At 70.7% G+C, this 24,108-nt stretch carries 23 protein-coding genes; 8 read left to right on the forward strand and 15 right to left on the reverse strand.

What is annotated here, in order from left to right; genetic code table 11:
* Window positions 1–237 precede the first annotated feature (237 nt).
* Window positions 238–930 (forward strand): LuxR C-terminal-related transcriptional regulator, encoded by a 693-nt coding sequence (locus tag ACFYOV_RS25345; protein WP_389090994.1) that lies wholly within the window; start codon window positions 238–240, stop codon window positions 928–930.
* A 522-nt stretch (window positions 931–1,452) separates the two neighbouring features.
* Here ACFYOV_RS25345 and ACFYOV_RS25350 read toward each other — a convergent pair.
* Window positions 1,453–1,764 carry a hypothetical protein gene (locus tag ACFYOV_RS25350; protein ID WP_389090995.1) on the reverse strand — a complete coding sequence of 104 codons (312 nt, stop codon included), beginning with the start codon at window positions 1,762–1,764 and terminating at the stop codon, window positions 1,453–1,455.
* Window positions 1,765–1,785: 21 nt separating this feature from the next.
* Window positions 1,786–3,468, reverse strand: coding sequence for a sodium:solute symporter family protein (locus ACFYOV_RS25355; protein ID WP_389090998.1), 1,683 nt, complete (start codon window positions 3,466–3,468; stop codon window positions 1,786–1,788).
* 175 nt (window positions 3,469–3,643) lie between these two features.
* Here ACFYOV_RS25355 and galT point away from each other — a divergent pair, with 175 nt between their 5' ends.
* The 3 genes from galT to galK are packed head-to-tail and all read left to right on the forward strand — an operon-like array spanning window position 3,644 to window position 6,855.
* Window positions 3,644–4,705, forward strand: a complete 1,062-nt coding sequence (gene galT / locus ACFYOV_RS25360) for a galactose-1-phosphate uridylyltransferase (RefSeq protein ID WP_389091000.1) — start codon at window positions 3,644–3,646, stop codon at window positions 4,703–4,705.
* On the forward strand, window positions 4,702–5,664 hold the full coding sequence (gene galE / locus ACFYOV_RS25365; protein ID WP_389091003.1) for a UDP-glucose 4-epimerase GalE: 963 nt from the start codon (window positions 4,702–4,704) through the stop codon (window positions 5,662–5,664). The genes galT and galE overlap by 4 nt, the downstream gene beginning before the upstream one ends.
* A gap of 27 nt (window positions 5,665–5,691) precedes the next feature.
* A complete protein-coding gene (galK, locus tag ACFYOV_RS25370) occupies window positions 5,692–6,855 on the forward strand; it encodes a galactokinase (protein ID WP_389091005.1) in 1,164 nt (387 codons plus the stop codon).
* An 18-nt stretch (window positions 6,856–6,873) separates the two neighbouring features.
* Here galK and ACFYOV_RS25375 read toward each other — a convergent pair whose 3' ends face one another.
* A complete protein-coding gene (locus ACFYOV_RS25375; protein ID WP_389091008.1) occupies window positions 6,874–7,326 on the reverse strand; it encodes a GNAT family N-acetyltransferase in 453 nt (150 codons plus the stop codon).
* Between the two features lie 213 nt (window positions 7,327–7,539).
* On the opposite strand from ACFYOV_RS25375, the gene ACFYOV_RS25380 reads away from it, so the two are divergent.
* A complete protein-coding gene (locus ACFYOV_RS25380; protein WP_389091010.1) occupies window positions 7,540–8,307 on the forward strand; it encodes a LuxR C-terminal-related transcriptional regulator in 768 nt (255 codons plus the stop codon).
* On the opposite strand, the gene tamR is transcribed toward ACFYOV_RS25380, so the two are convergent.
* On the reverse strand, window positions 8,266–8,763 hold the full coding sequence (tamR, locus tag ACFYOV_RS25385) for a MarR family transcriptional regulator TamR (RefSeq protein WP_389091012.1): 498 nt from the start codon (window positions 8,761–8,763) through the stop codon (window positions 8,266–8,268). The two genes, ACFYOV_RS25380 and tamR, sit on opposite strands and share 42 nt — an antisense overlap.
* Before the next feature lie 115 nt (window positions 8,764–8,878).
* On the opposite strand from tamR, the gene ACFYOV_RS25390 reads away from it, so the two are divergent.
* On the forward strand, window positions 8,879–9,718 hold the full coding sequence (locus tag ACFYOV_RS25390) for a trans-aconitate 2-methyltransferase (protein WP_389091013.1): 840 nt from the start codon (window positions 8,879–8,881) through the stop codon (window positions 9,716–9,718).
* Window positions 9,719–9,760: 42 nt separating this feature from the next.
* Here ACFYOV_RS25390 and ACFYOV_RS25395 read toward each other — a convergent pair whose 3' ends face one another.
* Together ACFYOV_RS25395 and ACFYOV_RS25400 are read right to left on the reverse strand one after the other, a co-directional pair.
* Window positions 9,761–10,438, reverse strand: coding sequence for a TetR family transcriptional regulator (locus ACFYOV_RS25395; RefSeq protein ID WP_389091016.1), 678 nt, complete (start codon window positions 10,436–10,438; stop codon window positions 9,761–9,763).
* Window positions 10,435–11,454 (reverse strand): acyl-CoA desaturase, encoded by a 1,020-nt coding sequence (locus tag ACFYOV_RS25400; RefSeq protein WP_389091018.1) that lies wholly within the window; start codon window positions 11,452–11,454, stop codon window positions 10,435–10,437. The genes ACFYOV_RS25395 and ACFYOV_RS25400 overlap by 4 nt, the downstream gene beginning before the upstream one ends.
* Before the next feature lie 289 nt (window positions 11,455–11,743).
* Here ACFYOV_RS25400 and ppc point away from each other — a divergent pair, with 289 nt between their 5' ends.
* Complete coding sequence (gene ppc / locus ACFYOV_RS25405) at window positions 11,744–14,473, forward strand: phosphoenolpyruvate carboxylase (RefSeq protein WP_389091020.1); 2,730 nt, start codon at window positions 11,744–11,746, stop codon at window positions 14,471–14,473.
* Window positions 14,474–14,540: 67 nt separating this feature from the next.
* On the opposite strand, the gene ACFYOV_RS25410 is transcribed toward ppc, so the two are convergent.
* The 7 genes from ACFYOV_RS25410 to ACFYOV_RS25440 form a co-directional block, all read right to left on the reverse strand.
* Entirely contained in the window at window positions 14,541–15,215 is a 675-nt protein-coding gene (locus ACFYOV_RS25410; protein ID WP_389091023.1) for an LPXTG cell wall anchor domain-containing protein, read from the reverse strand.
* A gap of 158 nt (window positions 15,216–15,373) precedes the next feature.
* Window positions 15,374–15,862: a hypothetical protein gene (locus ACFYOV_RS25415; RefSeq protein WP_389091025.1), complete on the reverse strand. Its 489-nt coding sequence runs from the start codon at window positions 15,860–15,862 to the stop codon at window positions 15,374–15,376.
* 178 nt (window positions 15,863–16,040) lie between these two features.
* Window positions 16,041–16,643: an aminoacyl-tRNA hydrolase gene (gene pth / locus ACFYOV_RS25420; RefSeq protein ID WP_389091027.1), complete on the reverse strand. Its 603-nt coding sequence runs from the start codon at window positions 16,641–16,643 to the stop codon at window positions 16,041–16,043.
* Window positions 16,644–16,715: 72 nt separating this feature from the next.
* Window positions 16,716–17,312, reverse strand: a complete 597-nt coding sequence (locus ACFYOV_RS25425; RefSeq protein ID WP_389091030.1) for a 50S ribosomal protein L25/general stress protein Ctc — start codon at window positions 17,310–17,312, stop codon at window positions 16,716–16,718.
* 227 nt (window positions 17,313–17,539) lie between these two features.
* Entirely contained in the window at window positions 17,540–18,520 is a 981-nt protein-coding gene (locus tag ACFYOV_RS25430; protein ID WP_389091031.1) for a ribose-phosphate diphosphokinase, read from the reverse strand.
* A gap of 138 nt (window positions 18,521–18,658) precedes the next feature.
* Window positions 18,659–20,104 carry a bifunctional UDP-N-acetylglucosamine diphosphorylase/glucosamine-1-phosphate N-acetyltransferase GlmU gene (glmU, locus tag ACFYOV_RS25435; protein WP_389091033.1) on the reverse strand — a complete coding sequence of 482 codons (1,446 nt, stop codon included), beginning with the start codon at window positions 20,102–20,104 and terminating at the stop codon, window positions 18,659–18,661.
* 200 nt (window positions 20,105–20,304) lie between these two features.
* Window positions 20,305–21,183, reverse strand: coding sequence for a hypothetical protein (locus ACFYOV_RS25440; protein ID WP_389091035.1), 879 nt, complete (start codon window positions 21,181–21,183; stop codon window positions 20,305–20,307).
* Between the two features lie 167 nt (window positions 21,184–21,350).
* On the opposite strand from ACFYOV_RS25440, the gene ACFYOV_RS25445 reads away from it, so the two are divergent.
* Window positions 21,351–22,667, forward strand: coding sequence for a sensor histidine kinase (locus tag ACFYOV_RS25445; RefSeq protein ID WP_389091037.1), 1,317 nt, complete (start codon window positions 21,351–21,353; stop codon window positions 22,665–22,667).
* Between the two features lie 167 nt (window positions 22,668–22,834).
* Here the strand turns inward: ACFYOV_RS25445 and ACFYOV_RS25450 are convergent, their stop codons facing one another.
* Window positions 22,835–23,329, reverse strand: a complete 495-nt coding sequence (locus tag ACFYOV_RS25450) for an SUKH-3 domain-containing protein (RefSeq protein ID WP_389091239.1) — start codon at window positions 23,327–23,329, stop codon at window positions 22,835–22,837.
* A gap of 80 nt (window positions 23,330–23,409) precedes the next feature.
* Entirely contained in the window at window positions 23,410–23,940 is a 531-nt protein-coding gene (locus ACFYOV_RS25455; protein ID WP_389091039.1) for a YwqJ-related putative deaminase, read from the reverse strand.
* Window positions 23,941–24,108: the final 168 nt, after the last annotated feature.

The following is a 24,108-nucleotide window of genomic DNA, read 5'->3' on the forward strand; positions in this document are numbered from 1 at the left end:
TTCGCGGCCCCGTCCCTGGTCAGGGGCGGGGCCGCGCGCTTTCCGGGCACCGCTCATCGTGCGTTCATTGGCGTCGAATGCGAGAATTTCGGCGATCCGGGACGATTCTCGCCGGGAGGGGGAGCGGAACGTCGAACAAGCGTGTAGCTTCCGGGGGCATCCACGGCGATCCACATGGGATCCGGGCGGGGTGGCGGCGCACGGGGGTGCGCGGGTAGTGGGGGGTTGGTAGGTCGAATGGGAGTGCGGCTGATGGTGGTCGACGACCACCGGTTGCTCGCCGAGGCGCTGGCCTCGGCGCTGAAGCTGCGGGGGCACCGGGTGCTGGCGGCGGCGGCGCCGGCGGCGGGGGCCGCGGATCTGGTGATCAGCAGGGCGCCGGAGGTGTGTCTGCTGGGGACGGCGGCGCCCGCGGAGCCGGGGATCTTCGATCCGGTGGTGAAGATCAAGCGGGAGCGGCCGCAGGTGGCGGTGGTGGTGCTGGGGCCGGTGCCGAGTCCGCGGGGCATCGCGGCGGCGTTCGCGGCGGGGGCGTCGGGGTACGTGCGGCACGACGAGCGGATCGAGGGCGTCGAGCGGGCGATCGTCAAGGCGCGGGCGGGCGAGGCGGCGGTGGCGCCGCAGTTGTTGCAGGGGGCGTTCGGGGAGCTGCTGAATCCCGCGGCTCAGCCGGACGACGAGGGGCAGCGGTTGCTGGAGATGCTGACGCCGCGGGAGGTGGAGGTGCTGGTGCGGGTCGCGGAGGGGGAGGACACGCGGCTCATCGCGGCGGGCATGGGGATCGCGCCGTCGACCGCGCGTACGCACGTGCAGCGGGTGCTGATGAAACTCGGCGTCGGGTCGCGGTTGGAGGCGGCGGCGCTGGCGGCTCGGACGGGGTTGCTGGATCGGGCGGGGCCGGTGGGGGGTGCGGCGCCGTTCGGCGAGTGACGCCTGCGGCGCCGGTGCGGATGCCTGCGGCGCTGGTGCGGGTTTGTGGGGCCCCTCTTCGGTGGCGGTGCGGTGCGGGTCCGGGGGTGGTGTGGTTTCGGTGGGGGGCGCATGTGTTGCCTGCGGCGCTGGTGCGGTTGTGGGGCGCCTCTTCGGTGGCGGTGCGGTGCGGGTCCGGGGCGGTGTGGTTTCGGTGGGGGTGCGCGTCGGATGCCTGCGGCGCCTGTGCGGGTTCGGTGGGGGCGGGTGCAGCGCCCTCGGTTCGGTGGTGGGGCGGGGCCGGGTCGGGGGTGTCCGTCCTCGGTCCGGCGCGGAATCGGTCGGCCGGGAAGCGGGGGCGTTGACGCGCCGGCCGCTGCGGGCGGGCACCCCCGCCCCGTCCCCTTCCCGCCGTGGGCGGCCGCCCCGACGCCCACGGCGGCTCCGCGCGGAGCGCGGCTTTTCCGACGTCCGTCGTGTCTCGTCGGCTGAGTGCCGCGCGCGGCACCGTCCGTGCGGCTTACGTCCGCGGCCGGCGTACGGTCATTCCTTCCGGTCCTCCGGCGGGAGGTCCGGCGGCGGTGGGGCCGCCGGCCTCAGCTTCAGCCAGAGGAGGAACAGCAGGCCCAGGATCAGCATCCCCAGCCCGGTCCACAGGTTGATGTTGACCCCCTCGGCCTTGTCGATGTCCGCGTCGGAGGCCGTGATCCCCGCGATCGTGACGATGACGCCGTACACCACGCACAGGCCCCCGATGATGCGGCGGATGTCGAACAGACGGGCCGCCGTCGCGGACTTGGTCTCCAGTTCGGTGATCTCCCGCTGGAGCTCACGCTCGGAGTAGTGCTCGGACATGGTCTCTCCATCCTCCCGCGGTCAGAACGAGAACGGGATGTAGCAGGCGGCGGCCAGGATCACCGCGCCCCAGCCCAGCAGCGCCGGCTTGCGGTACCACGCGTCGTCGCCCTCGGCGGGCGGCTCCGCCATGCCGGGGGAGCGGGTGCCGTAGACCAGGCCCTGGAGGTCCTCCATGGGCTTGGGGGCGGTGAAGAGGGACACGGCGACCATCACGACCGCGCCGGCCACGAAGCCCGCGATCGCGGAGACGAAGTTGGCGCCCTGGTCGGAGGGGATGTCGACGATGCCCTGCTTGTAGATCCAGAAGTAGTTCACCATCGCCGCCGTGGTGCCAGCGACCAGGCCCCAGAAGCCGGACTTCATCGATGCCCGCTTCCAGAACATGCCGATGATGAAGACCACGAACATCGGCACGTTGAAGAAGGAGAACAGCGTCTGGAGGTAGCTCATGATGTTCGAGAACGACGAGGCCAGGAATGCCGTGCCGATGGAGGCCAGGACGCCGATCGCGGTGATCAGGCGGCCGAAGCGGACGTAGTACTCGTCCTCGCGGTGCTTCACCACGTACTTCGCCCAGATGTCGGTCGTGAAGACGGTGTTGAAGGACGAGACGTTCGCGGCCATGCCCGCCATGAACGCGGCCAGCAGGCCGGTCACCGCGATGCCCAGGACACCGTTGGGCAGGAGCTGTTCCATGAGATACGGGATCGCGTCGTTGTACTGGAGGTCGGAGTCGGCCGTGCCGATCTGCGGGACCAGCACGGCGGCGACCAGGCCGGGGATCATCACCAGGAAGACGATGAAGATCTTCGGGAACGCGGCGATCAGCGGGGTGCGCTGGGCCGCCGAGAGGTTCCGGGCGGACAGGGCGCGCTGCACCTCGGCGAAGTTGGTGGTCCAGTAGCCGAAGGAGAGGACGAAGCCGAGGCCGAGGACGATGGTCAGCCAGTTCGCACCGAGCGGGTTGTCGCTGCCGATGCCGGTGCCGCCCCAGGCGGTCATGAAGTCGCCGCCGCGTGACTCGGTGAGGGAGTCCGACAGGCCGTCCCAGCCGCCGACCGACTTCAGGCCGAGCACCGTGATGGGGATGAGCGCGGCGAGGATGACGAAGAACTGCAGGACCTCGTTGTAGATCGCCGAGGACAGGCCGCCCAGGGTGATGTAGGCCAGTACGAAGAAGCCGGCGACGACGATCGCCACCCACTGGGGCCAGCCCAGGAGTGCCTCGACGACGATGGCGAGGGCGTAGAGGTTGACGCCGGCGATGAGGATGGCGGCGCAGGCGAACAGGCCGGCGCTGAGCAGGTGGGCGCCCCGGTCGAAGCGCAGCAACAGGAACTCGGGGACCGAGCGGACCTTGGAGCCGTAGTAGAAGGGCATCATCACCAGGCCCAGGAAGACCATGGCCGGGATGGCGCCGATCCAGTACCAGTGCGTGGTGTAGACGCCGTACTGCGCGCTGTTGGCGGCCATGCCCAGGATCTCGGTGGCGCCCAGGTTGGCGGCGATGAACGCCAGACCGGTGACCCAGGCCGGCAGGGAGCGGCCCGAGAGGAAGAAGTCGAGGCTGGTCCTGACCGAGCGGCGGGCGGCGAAGCCGATGCCGAGGACGACGACGAAGTAGATCCCGAGGATCGTGTAGTCGAGCCAGTTGGTCGGCAGCCGCAACTCGGCCGCCAGATGCGTGGGGGGTGTCTGCATGAGTACTCGCTTCGTTGCGCGAACCGATCTGCTGGAACCTATGCCTCCGCGTTCAGTGATTGAACGGTTTTGTTGGTGCCCCCTGTTTGAAGTGATGTTGACGACTGTGGTGATTCGTGTTTTGGTATGTTGGGTTCTGTTGGAAGAGTGTGAAGGCTCGAATGGAGCGTCCGGCGTGAAGAAGACCTCGACCCGGCTGGCCGACGGTCGCGAGCTCATCTACTACGACCTGCGGGACGACGCCGTGCGCGACGCGGCCGACCGCCGCCCGCTCGACGCCACCGTCACCACGTCCGAGATCCGCCGTGATCCCCTGCTCGGCGACCGCGTCGCCGTCGCCTCGCACCGCCAGGCCCGCACCTACCACCCGCCGGCCGACGAGTGTCCGCTGTGCCCCTCCGAGGGGGAGCGGCTGAGCGAGATCCCGGACTCCTCCTACGACGTGGTCGTCTTCGAGAACCGGTTCCCCTCGCTGGCGGGGGACTCCGGGCGCTGCGAGGTCGTCTGCTTCACCTCCGACCACCGGGCCTCCTTCGCCGACCTGAGTGAGGAACAGGCACGCCTGGTGCTGGAGGCCTGGACGGACCGCACCTCGGAGCTGTCGCACCTGCCCTCCGTGGAACAGGTGTTCTGCTTCGAGAACCGGGGTGCCGAGATCGGCGTCACGCTCCAGCACCCCCACGGGCAGATCTACGCCTACCCCTTCACCACTCCCCGCACTGCCCTGATGCTGGGCCAAGTGGCCGCCCACAAGGAGGCGACGGGGGGAGAGAACCTCTTCGACGCCGTGCTGGAGCGGGAGCGCGCCGGGGAGCGGGTCGTCCTGGAGGGTGAACACTGGGTGGCCTTCGTGCCGTACGCGGCCCACTGGCCGTACGAGGTGCACCTCTACCCCAGGCGCCGGGTGCCGGACCTGCTCGGGCTGGAGGAGGCGGCGCGCACGGAGTTCCCCGAGGTGTACCTGGAACTGTTGCGGCGGTTCGACCGGATCTTCGGGGAGGGTGAGCCTCCGACGCCGTACATCGCTGCCTGGCACCAGGCACCGTTCGGCACGCTGGAGGACTTCGACGGCGTCACACGCGACGACTTCGCGCTCCACCTAGAGCTTTTCACCGTCCGCCGCACTTCCGGCAAGCTGAAGTTCCTCGCGGGTTCCGAGTCCGGCATGAACGTGTTCATCAACGACGTGCCGCCGGAGCGCGCGGCCGAACGACTGCGAGAGGTAGCGAGTTCATGAGCGGGAAGTACCTGGTCACCGGTGGTGCGGGCTATGTCGGCAGTGTCGTCGCCCAGCATCTGCTGGAGGCCGGTCACGAGGTCGTCGTGCTCGACAACCTCTCCACCGGCTTCCGCGAGGGTGTGCCCGCGGGCGCGGCCTTCGTCGAGGGCGACATCCGCGACGCGGCCGAGTGGCTGGACCCCTCGTACGACGGCGTGCTGCACTTCGCCGCGTTCTCGCAGGTCGGCGAGTCGGTGGTGAAGCCGGAGAAGTACTGGGAGAACAACGTCGGCGGCACCATGGCGCTGCTCGCCGCGATGCGCGAGGCGGGCGTGCGCCGGCTGGTGTTCTCCTCCACGGCGGCCACCTACGGCGAGCCGGAGCAGGTTCCGATCGTGGAGTCCGCCCCCACCCGGCCCACCAACCCCTACGGCGCCTCCAAGCTCGCCGTCGACCACATGATCACCGGTGAGGCGGCGGCGCACGGCCTGGGCGCGGCCTCCCTGCGTTACTTCAACGTCGCCGGTGCCTACGGCGAGCACGGCGAGCGCCACGACCCCGAGTCCCACCTGATCCCGCTCGTCCTCCAGGTGGCGCAGGGCAGGCGCGAGACGATCCAGGTGTACGGCGACGACTACCCGACCCCGGACGGCACCTGCGTGCGCGACTACATCCACGTCGCCGACCTGGCCGAGGCCCATCTGCTGGCGCTCGACGCCGCCGCCCCCGGCGAGCACCTCGTCTGCAACCTCGGCAACGGCAACGGCTTCTCCGTCCGCGAGGTGATCGAGACGGTCCGCCGGGTCACCGGCCACCCGATCCCTGAGGTGGTGGCCCCGCGCCGGGGCGGCGACCCGGCGGTCCTGGTGGCGTCGGCCGCCACGGCCCGCGAGAAGCTGGGCTGGAACCCGTCCCGCGCGGACCTCGCGGGGATCGTCGCGGACGCGTGGGACTTCGCGCGCAAGCGCGCCAACTAGACACGTACGGAAGGTCGGGGTCAGGGCATGAGCGAGGCTGTTGCCGAGACGGTCGCGGAGCGGTTCGGGGAACTGTACGCGGCTGCGCCGGACGGGGTGTGGGCGGCGCCGGGCCGGGTCAACCTCATCGGCGAGCACACCGACTACAACGACGGCTTCGTCATGCCCTTCGCCCTGCCGCACACCGCGGTCGCGGCGGTCGCCCGGCGCGAGGACGGCGTCCTGCGCCTGCACTCCGCCGACATCGACGGCCCTGTGGTGGAACTCGCGGTGGACGCCCTCGTCCCCGCGTCGGACAAGGGCTGGACCGCCTACCCCGCGGGCGTGGTGTGGGCGCTGCGCGAGGCCGGGCACGCGGTGACCGGCGCGGACATCCATCTGGCGTCCACCGTCCCGCCGGGCGCGGGGCTGTCGTCGTCGGCGGCCCTCGAGGTCGTGACGGCCCTCGCCCTGAACGACCTGTTCGCCCTGGGCCTGGAGGGACCGCAGCTGGCCCGCCTGTGCCGGCGCGCGGAGAACGCGTACGTCGGCGCCCCGGTCGGCATCATGGACCAGACGGCGTCGGCCTGCTGCGAGCCGGGACACGCCCTGTTCCTCGACACCCGTGACCTGTCGCAGCGCCAGATCCCCTTCGACCTGGCCGCCGAGGGCATGCGCCTGCTCGTCGTCGACACACGGGTCGAGCACTCCCACAGCGAGGGGGAGTACGGCAGGCGCCGCGCCGGCTGCGAGAAGGGCGCGGCCCTGCTCGGCGTCCCCGCCCTGCGCGACGTCCCGTACGAGGGGCTCGACGCGGCGCTGGACCGGCTCGGCGACGACGAGGAGGTGCGCCGCCTGGTGCGGCACGTCGTGACGGAGGACGAGCGGGTGGAGCGGGTGGTGTCGCTGCTGGAGGCGGGTGACACCCGGGCCATCGGGCCCGTCCTCGCCGAGGGCCACGCCTCCCTGCGCGACGACTTCCGGATCTCCTGCCCCGAGCTCGACCTGGTCGTCGACACGGCCCTGTCCGCCGGGGCGCTGGGCGCCCGCATGACCGGCGGCGGCTTCGGCGGCTCCGCGATCGTGCTGGCCGAGGAGGCCGACGTCGCGGCCGTCACCAAGGCGGTCCAGGAGGCCTTCGTGGCGGCCGGCCTCACCGCCCCCCGCGTCTTCGAGGCGGTTCCCTCGGCTGGGGCGCGCCGGCTGGGGTGACCCCCGGCGGGCGCGACCTCAGCCGAGCCGCTTGGTCAGCGTGTACTCCGTGACCCCCGGCGGATAGTCGGGGATCGCGCACACCACCTCGTAGCCCCGCTCGCGGTAGAAGTCCGGGGCCTGGAAGTCCCAGGTCTCCAGTCGCGCGGCCCGGCAGCCGCGCCGGGAGGCGACGCGCTCCGCCTGCGCCAGCAGCCGGGAGCCCAGGCCCGCTCCGCGGTGGCGTGCGTCCACCCACAGATAGGTCACGTGCAGCCAGCTCGTCCACGTGTGCCCCACCAGGCCGCCCGCCAGCTCGTCGTTCGCCGTCATGGCCCACACGTGCAAAGGGACCTCGCGCTCGTCCGGCGTGCCGCGCAGCGCGCGCAGCACCGGGGACGCGGCGGTGTTGGTGTCCCGCAGCCGCGTACGGAGCAGATCACGTCGGGCCTTGTCGACTTCTGTCTCGAGACGAAACATGCGGCTCACCATAAACGCGTGGGACCGCCAGTTCTGCAAATAACCTTCCGCTCCCGGCCCCCGCCCGTACTCTGATGTGCAGCGCCGGTGGGGGCCGGTGCCGTTCAGGGGGCGATGACGGTCGGGGGAGTCCGGTCCGTGGACTTCGGCGCCGTGCCCGCGCCGGTGTCGTTCTTCGACGATGGGGTAATCCCCTGCTCTGAGGAGCTCGGGGAAGGGGGTTTCGTGGTTCGCATCCGGGTTCTGGTCGTCGACGACCATCGCATCTTCGCCGAGTCACTCGCCGCGGCCCTGGCCGCGGAGCCCGACGTCGACGTCGCGGCGGCGGGCAGCGGTCCGGCCGCGCTGCGCTGTCTGGAGCGGGCGGCGGCGGAGGGGCGCAGATTCGACGTGCTGCTCGTCGACGCCGATCTGGGCGGCCGGGTGCCGGGCGGCCGTACGGCCGTGCCGGTGCAGGACGGCGACGAGGACGGCCTGGTCGACGGGATATCGCTGGTCACCGGGGTGCGTGCGGCGCAGCCGCAGGTGCGGATCGTGGTGCTCGCCGAGAAGGACGACGCGCGCCGTGCCGCCCTCGCCCTCCAGGCCGGCGCCTCGGGCTGGGTGGCCAAGGACTGCTCGCTGAACCGGCTGCTCAGCGTGATCCGGGGCGTGCTGCGCGAGGAGACCCATCTGCCGCCCGCACTGCTGACCGGCGTCCTGCGGGAGCTGACGGCCGCCCGCAAGCACCGCACCGAGAGCGAACGGCTCGTGGAGTCGCTGACCCCGCGCGAGCGCGAGGTGCTGCGGTGCATGGTGGCGGGCCTGGGGCGCAAGGCGGTCGCCGAGCGCCTGTACCTGTCCCCGCACACGGTCCGGACCCACATGCAGAACGTCCTCGGCAAACTGGGCGTGCACTCCACCCTGGCCGCGGTCGCCCTGGCCCGCCGCGCGGGCGTGGGGCCCGTCGACCTAACCGGGGATGTTGTCGAACGGGGCGGTCAGCTGGCGTAGCAGCCCGGCCAGTTCGCTGCGCTGGGCGCGGGACAGCTCCGCGAGGATGGCGCGCTCCTGCGCCAGCAGTCCGGCCAGCGACTGGTCGGCGCGGTCGCGGCCCTCGTCGGTGAGGCGGACCAGTACCCCCCGCCGGTCGCTCGGGTCGGGCAGCCGCTCCACCAGGCCCTTCTTGGCCAGGCGGTCGATGCGGTTGGTCATCGTGCCCGAGGTGACCAGCGTCTGGGTGAGCAACTGCCCCGGCGAGAGCTGGTACGGGGTGCCCGCGCGGCGCAGCGCGGTCAGCACGTCGAACTCCCAGGGCTCCAGGCCGTGCTCGGCGAAGGCCAGCCGACGCGCCCGGTCCAGGTGCCGGGCCAGCCTGCTCACCCGGCTGAGCACCTCGAGCGGCTCCACGTCGAGGTCCGGGCGCTCCCGGCGCCACGCTGCGACCAGCCGATCGACCTCGTCCTCCATGGCGATCAGTGTAGTGGTTGTGTCGACATGAAGTCTCTTGACATCAAGTCTCTTGAGGTCGAGATTAAGTGTCCCGTCCGTGGGAAACCAGTCCCACAGCATCCAGGAGGCGCCCATGTCCGCAGCCGCCCGCCCCACCTGGGACCCCGCCCAGTACCTGCGCCACGCCGGTCACCGCACCCGCCCCTTCACCGACCTCCTCGCCCGCGTCGCGTCCCTGCCCGGCGACCCGCCCCGCATCGCCGACCTCGGCTGCGGCGCCGGCAACGTCACCGCCCTGCTCGCCGACCGCTGGCCCACCGCCCTCATCACCGGCTACGACAACGCGCCCGAGATGCTCGACCGGGCCCACGTCGACCACGACGGCCCCACCACCGGCGGCGGCCGGCTCACCTTCCTCCGCGCCGACGTGCGCATCTGGACCCCGGACCGGCCCCACGACCTGATCGTCAGCAACGCCACGCTCCAGTGGATCCCCGGGCACGCCGAACGCTTCCCCGACTGGATCGCCGGCCTCGCCCCCGGCGGCACCCTCGCCTTCCAGGTACCCGGCAACTTCGACGCCCCCAGCCACGCCCTGATGCGCCGGCTCACCCGGTCCCCGCGCTGGCGCGCCCGCCTCGACGGCGTCCTGCGCCACTCCGGCGCCGTACTGCGCCCCGAGGAGTACCTGCAGCGGCTGACCGGCCTCGGTTGCGCGGCCGACGTGTGGGAGACGACGTACGTCCACCTGCTCCAGGGCGACGACCCCGTCCTGGACTGGGTCAAGGGCACCGGGCTGCGCCCCGTGCTCACCGCCCTCGCCGACGACCCCGAGGCGCGGGACGCGTTCCTCGCCGAGTACCGCACCGCCCTGCGTGCGGCCTACCCGCCGGGCCCCCACGGCACGCCCTTCCCCTTCCGCCGCGTCTTCGCCGTGGCCCGGACGCGCGAACGGGGTGCGCGGGCCGTCTGACGGCTCCGGCACCCCGTACGGGCGGACACTGCCTGTACCTCGCTAGGACTTGCGGTGGCCTATCAGCCGCGGCTTCGGCTCCAGGCCGTCCAGACCGTGCCAGGCCAGGTTCACCAGATGGGCGGCCACCTCCGCCTTCTTCGGCTTGCGGACGTCCAGCCACCACTGCCCGGTCAGCGCGACCATCCCCACCAGCGCCTGCGCGTACAGCGGGGCCAGCTTCGGATCAAAGCCGCGGCTCTTGAACTCGCGGCCGAGAATGTCCTCCACCTGCGTGGCGATGTCGGAGATCAGGGACGCGAACGAACCCGTCGACTGGGGGATCGGGGAGTCACGGACCAGGATGCGGAAACCGTCCGTGTACTCCTCGATGTAGTCCAGCAGCGCGAACGCCGCCTGCTCGCACAGCTCGCGCGGGTGACCGGCGGTCAGCGAGCTGGTCACCATGTCCAGCAGACGGCGCATCTCGCGGTCCACCACCACGGCGTACAGCCCCTCCTTGCCCCCGAAGTGCTCGTACACCACCGGCTTGGAGACCCCGGCCTTCGCCGCGATCTCCTCCACCGACGTGCCCTCGAAGCCCTTCGCAGCGAACAGCGTGCGGCCGATCTCCAGCAACTGCTGCCGGCGCTCGGCACCGGTCATCCGGGTACGGCGCGCACGCCGCGGCTTGTCGTTGCTCGGGGTACTGCTGGAGTCGGTCGCCACGCCGACCATCATGCCGCCTTGACGGTCTCCTTCCCGCGCCGGGAGCCGCCTTCCTCGACCTGGCGACGGGAATCGATACGCGAGCGTGACGGCCACCGCACGTCGTACGCCCAGCCCGCCTTCTCGAACCAGCGGATCAGCCGGGCGCTCGAATCGAGCTGCCCGCGCTCCACACCGTGCCGCGCCGACGTCGGGTCGGCGTGGTGCAGGTTGTGCCAGGACTCGCCGCAGGACAGGATCGCCAGCCACCACACGTTGCCCGAACGGTCACGCGACTTGAACGGGCGCTTGCCGACCGCGTGGCAGATCGAGTTGATCGACCACGTCACGTGGTGCAGCAGCGCCACCCGCACCAGCGAGCCCCAGAAGAACCCGGTGAACGCGCCCCACCAGGACATCGTCACCAGACCGCCGATCAGCGCGGGCAGCGCCAGCGACAGCGCCGTCCACAGCACGAACTGCCGGGAGATCGCCCGCAGCGCCGGGTCCTTGATCAGGTCCGGCGCGTACTTCTCCTGCGGCGTCTGCTCCTCGTCGAACATCCATCCGATGTGGGCCCACCACAGGCCTTTCAGCAGCGCCGGGACCGTCTCGCCGTAGCGCCACGGCGAGTGCGGGTCGCCCTCGGCGTCGGAGAACCGGTGGTGCCTGCGGTGGTCGGCCACCCAGCGCACCAGCGGCCCCTCGACCGCCATGGACCCCGCCACGGCCAGCGCGATCTTCAGGGGCCGCTTGGCCTTGAAGGAACCGTGGGTGAAGTGGCGGTGGAAGCCGATGGTGATGCCGTGGCATCCCAAGAAGTAGAAGAAGACCAGCAGACCGAGGTCCAGCCAACTCACGCCCCAGCCCCACGCCAGCGGAACCGCCGCGAGCAGCGCGAGGAACGGAACGACGATGAAGAACAGAAGCGTGATCTGCTCGACGGAGCGCTTGCGCTCGCCGCCCAGCGTGGCGGAGGGCGGGGCCGTGTCGTCCGGGCCCGGCCTCTTCGAGGCTTCTTCGATCACATCGGAACTACTTGAGGTCATACGTGTCCCCTGTGGGGTATGTGGACTTGGGATGCCGGGTCGCAGGGACCGTGTACCACTTCCTACGGTCCCGTAACCTACGGCATCGTAAGTATGGCAGTGCGTCGCCCGGCGGCAAGAGCCCGTGAGCCAGCGCGTCCGGGTCGACACCTATCCTTGGAGTCGGTCGGACAGCGCGGTCCGCTCTGATTTCTTCCCGGACGCCCGGCCCGTATGCGGCGCCCGCCGCGCGAGACGCCGTCCGGGTTCCCCTCCCAGACGAGCTTCAACACTGCAAGGAGCCGCACCTGTGAGCAGTGCCGACGACCGGACCACGACGAGCAGCGAGCTGCGTGCCGACATCCGCCGACTGGGTGATCTCCTCGGGGAGACCCTGGTCCGGCAGGAGGGCCCGGAACTGCTGGACCTCGTCGAGAAGGTCCGCCGACTCACCCGTGAGGACGGCGAGGCCGCCGCCGAGCTGCTGCGCGGCACGGAACTGGAGACCGCGGCCAAGCTGGTCCGCGCCTTCTCCACCTACTTCCACCTCGCCAACGTCACCGAACAGGTGCACCGGGGCCGCGAGCTGCGTGCCCGGCGCGCCGCCGAGGGCGGCCTGCTCGCCCGCACCGCCGACCGTCTCAAGGACGCCGACCCCGAGCACCTGCGCGAGACGGTCCGCCACCTCAACGTCCGCCCGGTGTTCACCGCCCATCCCACCGAGGCCGCCCGCCGTTCCGTCCTCAACAAGCTCCGCCGGATCGCCGCCCTGCTCGACACCCCCGTGATCGAGTCCGACCGGCGCCGCCTCGACATCCGCCTCGCCGAGAACATCGACCTCGTCTGGCAGACCGACGAACTGCGCGTCGTCCGTCCCGAACCCGCCGACGAGGCCCGCAACGCGATCTACTACCTCGACGAACTGCACGCCGGCGCCGTCGGCGACGTCCTGGAGGACCTGACCGCCGAGCTCGAACGCGTCGGCGTCAAGCTCCCCGACGACACCCGCCCCCTTTCCTTCGGCACCTGGATCGGCGGCGACCGCGACGGCAACCCCAACGTCACCCCCCAGGTGACCTGGGACGTCCTCATCCTCCAGCACGAGCACGGCATCAACGACGCCCTGGAGATGATCGACGAGCTGCGCGGCTTCCTCTCCAACTCCATCCGCTACGCCGGAGCCACCGAGGAACTCCTCACCTCCCTCCAGGCCGACCTCGACAACCTCCCCGAGATCAGCCCCCGCTACAAGCGCCTCAACGCCGAGGAGCCCTACCGGCTCAAGGCCACCTGCATCCGGCAGAAGCTGGAGAACACCAAGCTGCGCCTGGCCAAGGGCACCCCGCACGAGCCAGGCCGCGACTACCTCGGCACCGCCGAACTCCTCGCCGACCTGCGGATCATCCAGAACTCCCTGCGCGAACACCGCGGCGGCCTGTTCGCCGACGGCCGACTCGCCCGCACCATCCGCACCCTCGCCGCCTTCGGCCTCCAGCTCGCCACCATGGACGTCCGCGAACACGCCGACGCCCACCACCACGCCCTCGGTCAGCTGTTCGACCGACTCGGCGAGGAGTCCTGGCGCTACGCCGACATGCCGCGCGACTACCGCGCCAAGCTCCTCGCCAAGGAACTGCGCAGCAGAAGGCCCCTCGCCCCGACGCCCGCGCCCGTCGACGCGGCCGGCGAGAAGACCCTCGGTGTCTTCCGCACCGTCAAGCGTGCCCTGGAGGTCTTCGGACCCGAGGTCGTCGAGTCGTACATCATCTCCATGTGCCAGGGCGCCGACGACGTCTTCGCCGCCGCCGTCCTCGCCCGCGAGGCCGGCCTGATCGACCTGCACGCCGGCTGGGCCAAGATCGGCATCGTGCCGCTGCTGGAGACCACCGACGAGCTCAAGGCCGCCGACACCATCCTCGAGGACATGCTCTCCGACCCGTCCTACCGGCGCCTGGTCGCGCTCCGGGGCGACGTCCAGGAGGTCATGCTCGGCTACTCCGACTCCTCCAAGTTCGGCGGCATCACCACCAGCCAGTGGGAGATCCACCGCGCCCAGCGCCGCCTGCGCGACGTCGCCCACCGCTACGGCGTACGGCTGCGCCTCTTCCACGGCCGCGGCGGCACCGTCGGCCGCGGCGGCGGCCCCACCCACGACGCGATCCTCGCCCAGCCCTGGGGCACCCTCGAGGGCGAGATCAAGGTCACCGAGCAGGGCGAGGTCATCTCCGACAAGTACCTCATCCCCTCCCTCGCCCGGGAGAACCTGGAGCTGTCCGTCGCGGCCACCCTCCAGGCGTCCGCCCTGCACACCGCGCCCCGCCAGTCCGTCGAGGCACTGGCCCGCTGGGACGCCGCCATGGACGTCGTCAGCGACGCCGCCCACGCCGCCTACCGCCGCCTCGTCGAGGACCCCGACCTGCCGACGTACTTCCTCGCGTCGACGCCGGTGGACCAGCTCGCGGACCTGCACCTGGGCTCCCGGCCCTCCCGCCGCCCCGGCTCCGGCGTCTCGCTCGACGGCCTGCGCGCCATCCCCTGGGTCTTCGGCTGGACCCAGTCCCGGCAGATCGTGCCCGGCTGGTTCGGCGTCGGCTCCGGCCTCAAGGCACTGCGCGAGGCCGGCCTGGACACCGTGCTCGACGAGATGCACGCGCAGTGGCACTTCTTCCGCAACTTCATCTCCAACGTCGAGATGACCCTCGCGAAGACCGACCTGCGCATCGCCCAGCACTACGTCGACACCCTCGTCCCCGACGAACTCAAGCACGTGTTCGACACCATCAGGGCCGAGCACGAACTCACCGTCGCCGAGGTGCTCCGCGTCACCGGCGAGACGGAACTCCTGGACGCCACCCCCGTCCTGAAGCAGACCTTCACCATCCGCGACGCCTACCTCGACCCCATCTCCTACCTCCAGGTGGCACTGCTCAAGCGCCAGCGCGACGCGGCCGCCGCCGGCGAGCAGCCCGACCCGCTGCTCGCCCGCGCCCTGCTGCTGACCGTCAACGGCGTGGCGGCCGGCCTGCGCAACACCGGCTGAGCGTCCCCCGGACACGACGGTGCCCCCGAGCCGACCACCGGCCCGGGGGCACCGCCGTGTCGCCCTGTCAGCTCTGGCCGGCCCTGCGGCGGCGGAACACCAGGTACCCGCCCGCGGCGACCAGCGCGGCGGCGACACCCGACAGCAGCCCCACCGGAGCACCGTTGCCGGTCTCGGCGAGGTCGCCCGAGCCGCCCTGCGGCGACGAGGAGGCGTCCGCACCCGGAGAGGCGGACGACGAGGCCGACGGGGACTCCTGCGACCCGGCCGGCTCGGACGCCGACGCGGAGGGCGACGCGGACGGCGACCCGGAAGGCGGCGTACCGCCGTCGTCGCCGTCCTCGCAGTCCGTCCAGAACACCTTGTGCTTGGCGGAGCCCTTCTCGCCCTCGAAGGTCCAGTACAGCTTGTAGTGACCGTCCGGCAGCGACAGGTCCTCGGTGCGGCCGTGACCCTCGGCGTCCAGCGTGAGCGCGCCGGTCTTCACCGTCTCGCCCTTGTTCTCGCTCGGCGGGATCGCCTCGATGCGCCAGTCGACCTCCTGGCCGCCGTCGAAACCGAAGGCGTCCAGGTAGAAGGTGCACACGTGCGGCTCGTTGCGGCGCAGCTCCTCACCGGTCGAAGCGTCATGGATCTTGACCGTGCCGTTGTCACCGGGCGGCGTGGCGTGGGCGGCCGGGGCGGCCAGCAGTGCTGCGGAGGACGCGGCGACGACAACGCCGACGCGAGTGCGGTTACGCATGATGCAGTCCATCTTCGAGTGACGGCAGGGGAAGATGTGGAGGGGGCGGTTCAGCATCTTGTCCGCCCCGACACCCCGTCAAGCACGAATGCGCAACACTCGATCACACCCCGCCGGACCCGCCGACGGGATGATCCGCGCGCCCCGGGCGAACCGGCTCACACCACCACGAACGCCGCCGTCAGCAGCCCGGCACCCGCCAGCCCCAGCACCCACGCCGTCCGCGTCCGCAGCAGCCCGCCGGCCACCACCACCGACGCCAGCAGCAGGGCCCCGCCCAACGGCACCCAGGCATACAGCACCCCCGCCGGACCCGAACGCACCACATGCTCGCCGTCCGGCTTCACGACCACCGTGTAGGTCTCCCCCTTCTCCACGGCGACCGAGTTCTCCAGCACGACCCTCGCCCGCGGCTGCGACCCCTGCGACAACGGCGCGTACGGCCCGGTGCACGTCCGCTCCCCGCACGACGTCACCTCGACCGTGCCCCGCTCGCGCCCCTTCGTCAGCATCACGTGCTGCGCCGTGCCCCACGACGCCCACACGCCCGCGATCAGGATCAGCGCGACGACCGTGCCCATCACCGTGAACCGGCCGAAGCGCAGCACGGCGGAAGAGCCCCGGGAGGAGAGGACCGCAGAAGGCATGGCCGCGATCCTTGGCCATGACCTCGCGGTCGGTCAACTCCGCCGGGGACAAGTCAACAGATGTACCCATCAGCCGACCGGGAGCCGGACCGGCGACCGGATCAGGAACGGCGACGGAACCAGGAGATGGGCGACCGGATCAGGAGACGGCGACGGAACCAGGAGATGGGCGACCGGATCAGGAGTTGTACGTCCCCTGCGCCCGCTCCAGCCCCTCGATCACCAGACACTCCACCGCGTCCGCCGCACGGTCCACGAAGTAGTCCAGCTCCTTGCGCTCCACCGGCGAGAAGTCCTTCAACACGAAATCCGCCACCTGCATCCGCCCCGGCGGACGCCCGATCCCGAACCGCACCCGGTGATAATCCGACCCCAACGCCTTCGTGATCGACTTCAGCCCGTTGTGACCGTTGTCCCCGCCACCCAGCTTCAGCCGCAGCGTCCCGTAGTCGATGTCCAACTCGTCATGCACCGCCACCACATGAGCCACCGGCACCTTGTAGAACTCCCGCAGCGCGTTCACCGGCCCGCCCGACAGGTTCATGTACGACATCGGCTTCGCCAGCACCACCCGCCGACTCCCAGGCCCCGGCGGACCGATCCGACCCTCCACCACCTGCGCCTGCGCCTTGCCCGCCCGCTTGAACCGGCCACCGACCCGCTCCGCCAGCAGATCCGCCACCAAGAACCCCACGTTGTGCCGGTTCATCGCGTACTCGGGCCCCGGATTGCCCAGCCCCACAACCAGCCAGGGAGCCGCCGCATCGGTCGTCACGTCCATGTCTCCTTCATACGCGTCGGCCGCTGCCCCGCACGGGAACAGCGGCCGACGACAAGACGACTACCAGAACGATCAGGCCTCGGCGGCCTCTTCGCCCTCACCCTCGGCACCCTCGGGCGCCTCCTCGGCCTGCGCGGCCAGAACCTGAAGCACCACGGCGTCCTCCTCCACGGCCAGCTTCACGCCGTTGGGAAGCTTGATGTCCTTGGCGAGGACCGAGTCACCGGCGGTCAGACCCTCCACCGACACGGACACCTGCTCCGGGATGTGCGTGGCCTCGGCCTCGACCGGCAGCGCGTTCAGCACGTGCTCCAGCAGGTTGCCACCCGGGGCCAGCTCACCCTCGGTCTGCACCGGGATCTCGACGTTGACCTTCTCGCCACGCTGCACCAGCTGCAGGTCCACGTGCTCCAGGAAGCCCTTCAGCGGGTCACGCTGCACGGCCTTCGGAATCGCCAGCTCGCTCGTCTTGCCGTCGATGTCCAGCGAGATCAGCACGTTCGGCGTACGCAGCGCCAGCAGCAGCTCGTGGCCCGGCAGCGTCAGGTGCAGCGGGTCCGAACCGTGCCCGTACAGCACACCCGGAACCTTGCTGTCACGACGGATACGACGGGCGGCACCCTTGCCGAACTCGGTACGCGTCTCGGCGGCGAGCTTCACCTCGGACATGATCACTCCTCGAAGTCAGAAACGGACGTGGTCACCCGGCCACGAACGGCCTGCTACGAAGAGCGCGTCGATAACGGACCACCGCACCAGCCCCTCACGGAACGGCACGGCCTCCCTCGCCGAGCAACCCTCGCAGTCTACTCGGACCCCCGCACCGCGCCCAAAACGATCAGCGGGGCCCCGCACACCGTGCGAAGCCCCACCGAACAATCCTTGCCGCGGAACGACTACTGCTCGTCGAACAGGCTCGTCACCGAACCGTCCTCGAACACCTCACGCACCGCACTCGCGATCGTCGGCGCGATCGAGAGCACCTTGATCTTGTCCAGATCGTCACTCAGCTCACCCGGCGTCGGCAGCGTGTTCGTGAACACGAACTCACTCACCCGCGAATTCTTCAGCCGGTCCGCCGCGGGACCCGACAGCACCCCGTGCGTCGCCGTCACGATCACGTCCTCCGCACCGTGCGCAAACAACGCGTCCGCCGCGGCACAGATCGTGCCACCGGTGTCGATCATGTCGTCCACCAGGACACACACCCGGCCCTTGACCTCACCCACGACCTCGTGGACGGTCACCTGGTTCGCCACGTCCTTGTCCCGGCGCTTGTGCACGATCGCCAGCGGCGCACCCAACCGGTCGCACCAGCGGTCCGCCACCCGCACACGGCCCGCGTCCGGAGACACCACCGTCAGCTTCTGCCGGTCCACCTTCGCACCCACGTAGTCCGCCAGCAGCGGCAGCGCGAACAGATGGTCCACCGGACCGTCGAAGAAACCCTGGATCTGATCCGTGTGCAGATCCACCGTCAACAGCCGGTCCGCACCCGCCGCCTTCATCAGATCCGCGATCAGACGCGCCGAAATCGGTTCACGACCCCGGTGCTTCTTGTCCTGCCGCGCGTAACCGTAGAAGGGCACGATGACCGTGATGGACCGGGCCGACGCACGCTTCAACGCATCGATCATGATCAACTGCTCCATGATCCACTTGTTGATCGGAGCAGTGTGGCTCTGGATCAGGAAACAGTCGGCACCCCGCGCCGACTCCTGATACCGCACATAAATCTCGCCATTGGCGAAGTCGAAGGCCTTCGTCGGGACGACCCCGACACCCAGCTGGTGGGCGACCTCCTCGGCAAGCTCGGGGTGGGCGCGGCCGGAGAAGAACATCAACTTCTTCTCGCCGGTCGTCTTGATCCCGGTCACAGCACTTTCTCCTCAGAGGTGTCGCAGCTGGGTGTCCCACGACCTCTCAGCCGGCTTGCGAGAGGCCATCACAGCTGGTGGTGGGGGTGCGGGTCTGCACCTATCACGGTACGCCGTGTTCCGGGCACCGGTTTCCGGTCAGCCCTCGTCGGCCGACTCCCGGGAAGCCGCCTCCGCGGCCTTCGCGGCAGCACTCCCCGGACGCTTACGAGCCACCCAACCCTCGATATTCCGCTGCTGACCACGGGCCACGGCCAGCGAACCGGGCGGCACATCCTTCGTGATCACCGAGCCGGCAGCCGTGTAGGCACCGTCCCCGATCGTGACAGGAGCCACAAACATGTTGTCCGAACCCGTCCGGCAGTGCGACCCGACGGTCGTGTGATGCTTGTCCTGCCCGTCGTAGTTCACGAACACACTCGCCGCACCGATGTTCGAGAACTCGCCGATCGTGGCATCCCCCACGTACGACAGATGCGGAACTTTCGTCCCCTCACCGATCGACGCGTTCTTCGTCTCCACGTACGTACCGATCTTGCCCTTGCGCCCCAGCCGCGTCCCCGGCCGCAGATACGCGTACGGACCCACCGTCGCCTCCGGACCCACCTCGGCCCCCAGCGACACCGTGTTGTCCACCCGTGCCCCCACACCCACCCGGGTGTCCGTCAGCCGCGAGTTCGGCCCCACCTCACAGCCCTCGGCCAGATGCGTGGACCCGAGCAACTGCGTCCCGGGAAGCACCACGACATCCCGCTCGAACGTGACCGTCACATCCACCCACGTCGTCGCCGGATCCACGACCGTCACCCCCGACAGCATCGCGGCCGTCAACAGCCGGTCGTTGAGGATCCGCCGCGCCTGCGACAACTGCACCCGGTTGTTGATCCCCGCGATCTCCCGGTGATCACCCGCCAGCGCCGCACCCACCCGGTGCCCCGCCTCACGCAGGATCCCCAGCACATCCGTCAGGTACTCCTCGCCCTGACTGTTGTCCGTCCGCACCTTCTTCAGCGCGTCCGCCAGCAACGGCCCGTCGAACGCGAACACACCCGAGTTGATCTCCCGGATCGCACGCTGCTCCTCGGAGGCGTCCTTGTGCTCCACGATTGCGGTCACCGCACCGGTGTCGTCACGGACGATCCGCCCGTACCCGGTGGCGTCCGGCACCTCGGCGGTGAGCACGGTCACGGCGTTGCCGTCGGCGGTGTGCGTGGCCGACAGCTGCCGCAGCGTCTCCCCGGTCAGCAGCGGGGTGTCACCGCACACGACCACCACGGTCCCGTCCACGGCACCGCCCAGCTCCTCCAGGCCCATGCGCACGGCGTGCCCGGTGCCGTTCTGCTCGGCCTGTACGGCGGTGCGGACGTCCGGGGCGATCTCGGCGAGGTGGGCGGTCACCTTCTCGCGGGCGTGACCCACGACCACGACCAGGTTCTCCGGCTCCAGCTCACCGGCGGCGGCGAGCACGTGGCCCACCAGGGAACGACCACAGATGTCGTGCAGGACCTTCGGTGTGGCCGACTTCATACGGGTGCCCTCACCCGCTGCGAGAACGACGACGGCTGCCGGGCGGTTGGCGCTCACGGGATGCCCTTCGGCTGTGTTGGGGTGGGGGTGACATCCGCAGGATACCGGGGTGGTTGCGGGGGGCATGAGTACGGGCCCCGACCGGGAGGCATCGCCGGTCAGGGCCCACGCGCAGCAGCTCCCCCATCAGGATTTGAACCTGAACTTAAGGGACCAAAACCCTCAGTGCTGCCTGATTACACCATGGGGGATGAAACTCAGCTAAACCGGACATTCGGTTGGATCGCCGAGTCGGCTCCCAACACTATGCCGTACCAAGAGCCTTCGATGCGACGGTACAGGTCGGCACTCTTGAGGACCTTGATCACCAGGCATCCGCGGTAGGAGTCGCCCACGTTCTTGCGGACGGTCTTGGGATTGTGCCTCTTGAGCGTCGTCTTGTTGAAGGCGGCGCGGTCCGCGCCCACGAGTTCGGCCCAGTGGCGTTCCGCGCCCGCCACGTCGGCATTCTCATGAATCATCACCGTGAAGCGCAGGCGCTCCCGCTCGACGCCGAGGAGGTCGAGCCAGGCGAGGTAGACCCGGATCATGTGCGGGTCGCTGTTGACGAAGGTGACGTGTTCGCGGCGGTCGTACGGCTTGTCCTTCCCGCCCTCCGCCCAGTAAAGGCCGACGCCCACCAGGAAGAGCTCGCGCGGTGTCAGGGCGCCGACCGCCTGCTTGGCGGCTTCCTTGACCCGTCGCCGTTCCAGATCACGGAGTCGGAGCGTGACCTCCCGTCCCTTCCTCGCGATCGCCGCGGCCTCCTCGCGGGTCCGCTTGCGATCTGGCTTCGGCAGGTCCCGGACCCACAGGGAAACCGAACTCCTGGAACACCCCAGCTCGGCCTCGATCCGGTCGTACGTCCAGCCCTGGAGGCGGAGTTCGCGGGCCCGCTGCTTGAGGTCGTCCTTGGCTCGCGGGCGCTTGGTCCAGGCCGGCGGTGGTTCTCCCTTCACGAGCCGGTTGAGGAGATCGTTGTTGTAGACCTTCAGCTCGTCGCGGATCTGCCGCAGGCTGTACCCGGCTCGCCTGAGCGCCACCGCCCGTTCCCGCAGCCCCTCGAAGTCGGCGTATTTGCCGTTGGCACGCGTCATACGCATACCGTCCGTGCGGAATGCCGCCTTCCGGGTTCGAACGGTGAGCGATTCAGCAGTTCGAGGTAATTCGGGCGGTATCGCGTCCGATCGGTCACGCGCTGTGGTGTAGGCCAGTCGTGGAAACTCGCCGGAAAACCCGCCCCGGCCGCCCGTAGGCTGGACGCATGACCACGACGGGGGAAGACGACGTGACGGCCCGGGGAGGGCCGTGGTGGTGGGAGAGACGGCGCAGTGCCGCGCTGGATGTGAGCCTCGCGGCGGTGTCCGCCGTGGAGTGCGCCGCGGAGGGGGTCCCGTTCGCGCGGGACGCGGGGATTCCCTTGGCCGCGGGGGTGGTGTTCGGGCTGCTGGCCGGTTCCGTGCTGGTGGTGCGGCGCAAGTGGCCGATCGCGGTCGTGCTGGTGACGATCGCCGTCACGCCGGCCCAGATGGGCTTTCTGATGGGCGTCGTCGGCCTGTACACGCTCGCCGCGTCGGAGCTGCCGCGCCGGATCATCGCCTCGCTCGCGGGGATGTCGCTGGTGGGGACGCTCATCGTGACGTTCGTGCGGGTCCGGCAGGACATGGCGCGCGGGGATCTGACCATCGGGGACTGGTTCGTGCCGTTCGCGTCGATCACGACGTCGCTCGGGCTGACCGCGCCGCCCGTGCTGTTGGGCCTGTACATCGGGGCGCGCCGGCGGTTGATGGAGAGTCTGCGGGAGCGGGCGGACAGCCTGGAGCGGGAGCTGCAGCTGCTGGCGGAGCGGGCCGAGGAGCGGGCCGAGTGGGCGAGGAACGAGGAGCGGACCCGGATCGCCCGGGAGATGCACGACGTGGTGGCGCACCGGGTGAGTCTGATGGTGGTGCACGCCGCGGCGCTCCAGGCGGTGGCGCGCAAGGATCCGGAGAAGGCGGTGAAGAACGCCGCGCTGGTGGGGGACATGGGCCGGCAGGCGTTGACGGAGTTGCGGGAGATGCTCGGGGTGCTGCGGGCCGGTGGGGACGGCGGGCAGCGGCGGGAGCGGGCGTCGGCGCCGCTGGCGGCGGTGGGTGCGGCGGCGGCCGCGGCGGCGTCGCGGGCGGTGGGTGACGAGACGGAGGCGGCGGAGGGGCCGTGTCTGTCGGAGATCGACGAGTTGGTGGGACAGTCGGCGGCCGCGGGGATGGTCGTGGATCTGTCGGTGGAGGGGGAGAGCCGGTCGTATGCGCGGGAGGTGGAGTCGACGGCGTACCGGGTGGTGCAGGAGGCGTTGACGAACGTCCACAAGCATGCGGCGGGTGCGAAGACGTATGTGCGGTTGGCGCACCGGGTGTCGGAGATCGCGATGCAGGTGGAGAACGAGCCGCCGCCGGAGGCGGCGTCGTCGGCCCGGTTGCCGTCGGGGGGCAATGGCCTGGTGGGGATGAAGGAGCGGGTGTCGGCGCTGGGCGGGGTGTTCGTGTCGGGTCCGACGGAGGCGGGGGGCTTCCGGGTATCGGCGGTGATTCCGGCGTCGTAGGCGGCGGTGGTTCCGGCGTCGTGGGCGGCGGTGGTTCCGGCGTCGTGGGCGGGGGTGGTTCCGGCGGTGCGGGCGCGTGGGGGCGGCAGCGTCCGGGGTGCGGGTTTCCGGGGGTTGTGGGGCGTCCGGGGGCGCGGCGGGTCCGGGTGTGGTGTGCGGGTCGGCGGTCAGTCGGCGGTGAGGCGGGCCGGGGTGGTGCCGGAGACGAGGGCGGTGAGGGCCCGGTCGATGTCGGGGCCGAGGTACCAGTCGCCGGTGTGGTCGAGGGCGTAGACGCGGCCTTCGGCGTCGATGGCGAGGAGGGCCTGGGTGTCGGTCTCGGCGCCGAGGGGGGCGACGTCGGTGCCCAGGGCGCGGCCGAGGTCGCCGAGGGTGCGGGCCATGTGCAGGCCGTGCAGCGGGTCGAGGTGGCAGGTGGCGGGGGCGATCTGGCGGCCGGGGCCGGTGGGGTGGAGGTGGAGGCCGCCGAATTCGGCCCAGGCCTCGACCGCGGCGGGGAAGACGGTGTGGCGGTGTCCTGCGGGTGAGGTGTGGTCGCGCAGGGTGTCTGCCCAGATCTCGGCCTGTTTGATGTCCCAGCGTCCGGGTTGCCAGCCGGCGGCGCGCAGGGCGGCGTCGACTGGTACGGAGAAGCGCGTGGTCGACATGCGGTCGGTGTGCATCTGCCCTTCGTTCGTCGAGGTCATGGTGGAGGCGCCGGTGGCCGGCGCGGTGCTGTGGGGGTGGGGGTGGTGCCGTGGGCTCAGCCGTTGGGCTCGCTCGGGTCGACTATCCGGACGCCGAAGTGGGCGCTGAGCGCGGTGCAGGCGCGGCAGGGGGCGGCGTAGCTGCCGTGCAGGGGGTCGCCGTCCTCGCGGATGCGGCGGGCGGTGAGCTTGGCCTGCTTGAGGGCCTTGCGGGCCTCGCCGTTGGTCATGGGCTTGCGGGCGGCGCGCTTGCTGCGGGCGGCGTCGGCGGCGGCGATGTGCCGTGAGACGAGGATCGTTTCGGCGCAGCGGCCGGTGAAGCGGTCGCGCTGGGCGCTGGTGAGGGTGTCCAGGAAGTCCTGGACGAGGGGGTGCAGGGCGGGGGGTGTGTCGCCGCGGGCGGCGGTGCCGGTGAGGGTGGTGCCGCGGACGGAGAGGGCGGCGGCGACGGTGGGGAGGATGCCGTCGCGGCGGTGGCGCAGGGCGGGGGCGGGGGCGGTGTCGGTGCTGCTCCAGCCGATGCGGGGGTCGCCGGAGCGGGGCGTGCCGGGCCGGCCGGTGTGCGTTCCCGTCTGCGTCGTGTTCATGATCGTCATCCCCTCCCGAGCGTCCCCCGGAGGTGACAGAGTGCCAAACGGCGTGGCGGGTGCGGAAGCTGGGGCGGGGCGAGACGACCCGTTTGGGCGGGCTGTCACGGGAAGGTGACGTGTGGTCACGAAAGCGGAGGGTGGGTGACCGGCGCCGGTGACCGTCGT

Origin of the sequence: Streptomyces sp. NPDC005931, from assembly GCF_042871235.1 — a bacterium.
In the GTDB taxonomy this organism is placed as follows: Bacteria; Actinomycetota; Actinomycetes; order Streptomycetales; family Streptomycetaceae; genus Streptomyces.

What these genes read in the sequence shown, in the direction of transcription:
- ACFYOV_RS25345 (WP_389090994.1), top strand. Translation starts at nt 238, where the DNA reads ATGGGAGTGCGGCTGATGGTGGTCGACGACCACCGGTTGCTCGCCGAG.
- ACFYOV_RS25350 (WP_389090995.1), bottom strand. Translation starts at nt 1,764, where the DNA reads ATGTCCGAGCACTACTCCGAGCGTGAGCTCCAGCGGGAGATCACCGAA.
- ACFYOV_RS25355 (WP_389090998.1), bottom strand. Translation starts at nt 3,468, where the DNA reads ATGCAGACACCCCCCACGCATCTGGCGGCCGAGTTGCGGCTGCCGACC.
- galE (WP_389091003.1), top strand. Translation starts at nt 4,702, where the DNA reads ATGAGCGGGAAGTACCTGGTCACCGGTGGTGCGGGCTATGTCGGCAGT.
- galK (WP_389091005.1), top strand. Translation starts at nt 5,692, where the DNA reads ATGAGCGAGGCTGTTGCCGAGACGGTCGCGGAGCGGTTCGGGGAACTG.
- ACFYOV_RS25375 (WP_389091008.1), bottom strand. Translation starts at nt 7,326, where the DNA reads ATGGTGAGCCGCATGTTTCGTCTCGAGACAGAAGTCGACAAGGCCCGA.
- tamR (WP_389091012.1), bottom strand. Translation starts at nt 8,763, where the DNA reads ATGGAGGACGAGGTCGATCGGCTGGTCGCAGCGTGGCGCCGGGAGCGC.
- ACFYOV_RS25390 (WP_389091013.1), top strand. Translation starts at nt 8,879, where the DNA reads ATGTCCGCAGCCGCCCGCCCCACCTGGGACCCCGCCCAGTACCTGCGC.
- ACFYOV_RS25395 (WP_389091016.1), bottom strand. Translation starts at nt 10,438, where the DNA reads ATGATGGTCGGCGTGGCGACCGACTCCAGCAGTACCCCGAGCAACGAC.
- ACFYOV_RS25400 (WP_389091018.1), bottom strand. Translation starts at nt 11,454, where the DNA reads ATGACCTCAAGTAGTTCCGATGTGATCGAAGAAGCCTCGAAGAGGCCG.
- ACFYOV_RS25410 (WP_389091023.1), bottom strand. Translation starts at nt 15,215, where the DNA reads ATGCGTAACCGCACTCGCGTCGGCGTTGTCGTCGCCGCGTCCTCCGCA.
- ACFYOV_RS25415 (WP_389091025.1), bottom strand. Translation starts at nt 15,862, where the DNA reads ATGCCTTCTGCGGTCCTCTCCTCCCGGGGCTCTTCCGCCGTGCTGCGC.
- pth (WP_389091027.1), bottom strand. Translation starts at nt 16,643, where the DNA reads ATGGACGTGACGACCGATGCGGCGGCTCCCTGGCTGGTTGTGGGGCTG.
- ACFYOV_RS25425 (WP_389091030.1), bottom strand. Translation starts at nt 17,312, where the DNA reads ATGTCCGAGGTGAAGCTCGCCGCCGAGACGCGTACCGAGTTCGGCAAG.
- ACFYOV_RS25440 (WP_389091035.1), bottom strand. Translation starts at nt 21,183, where the DNA reads ATGACGCGTGCCAACGGCAAATACGCCGACTTCGAGGGGCTGCGGGAA.
- ACFYOV_RS25445 (WP_389091037.1), top strand. Translation starts at nt 21,351, where the DNA reads ATGACCACGACGGGGGAAGACGACGTGACGGCCCGGGGAGGGCCGTGG.
- ACFYOV_RS25450 (WP_389091239.1), bottom strand. Translation starts at nt 23,329, where the DNA reads ATGCACACCGACCGCATGTCGACCACGCGCTTCTCCGTACCAGTCGAC.
- ACFYOV_RS25455 (WP_389091039.1), bottom strand. Translation starts at nt 23,940, where the DNA reads ATGAACACGACGCAGACGGGAACGCACACCGGCCGGCCCGGCACGCCC.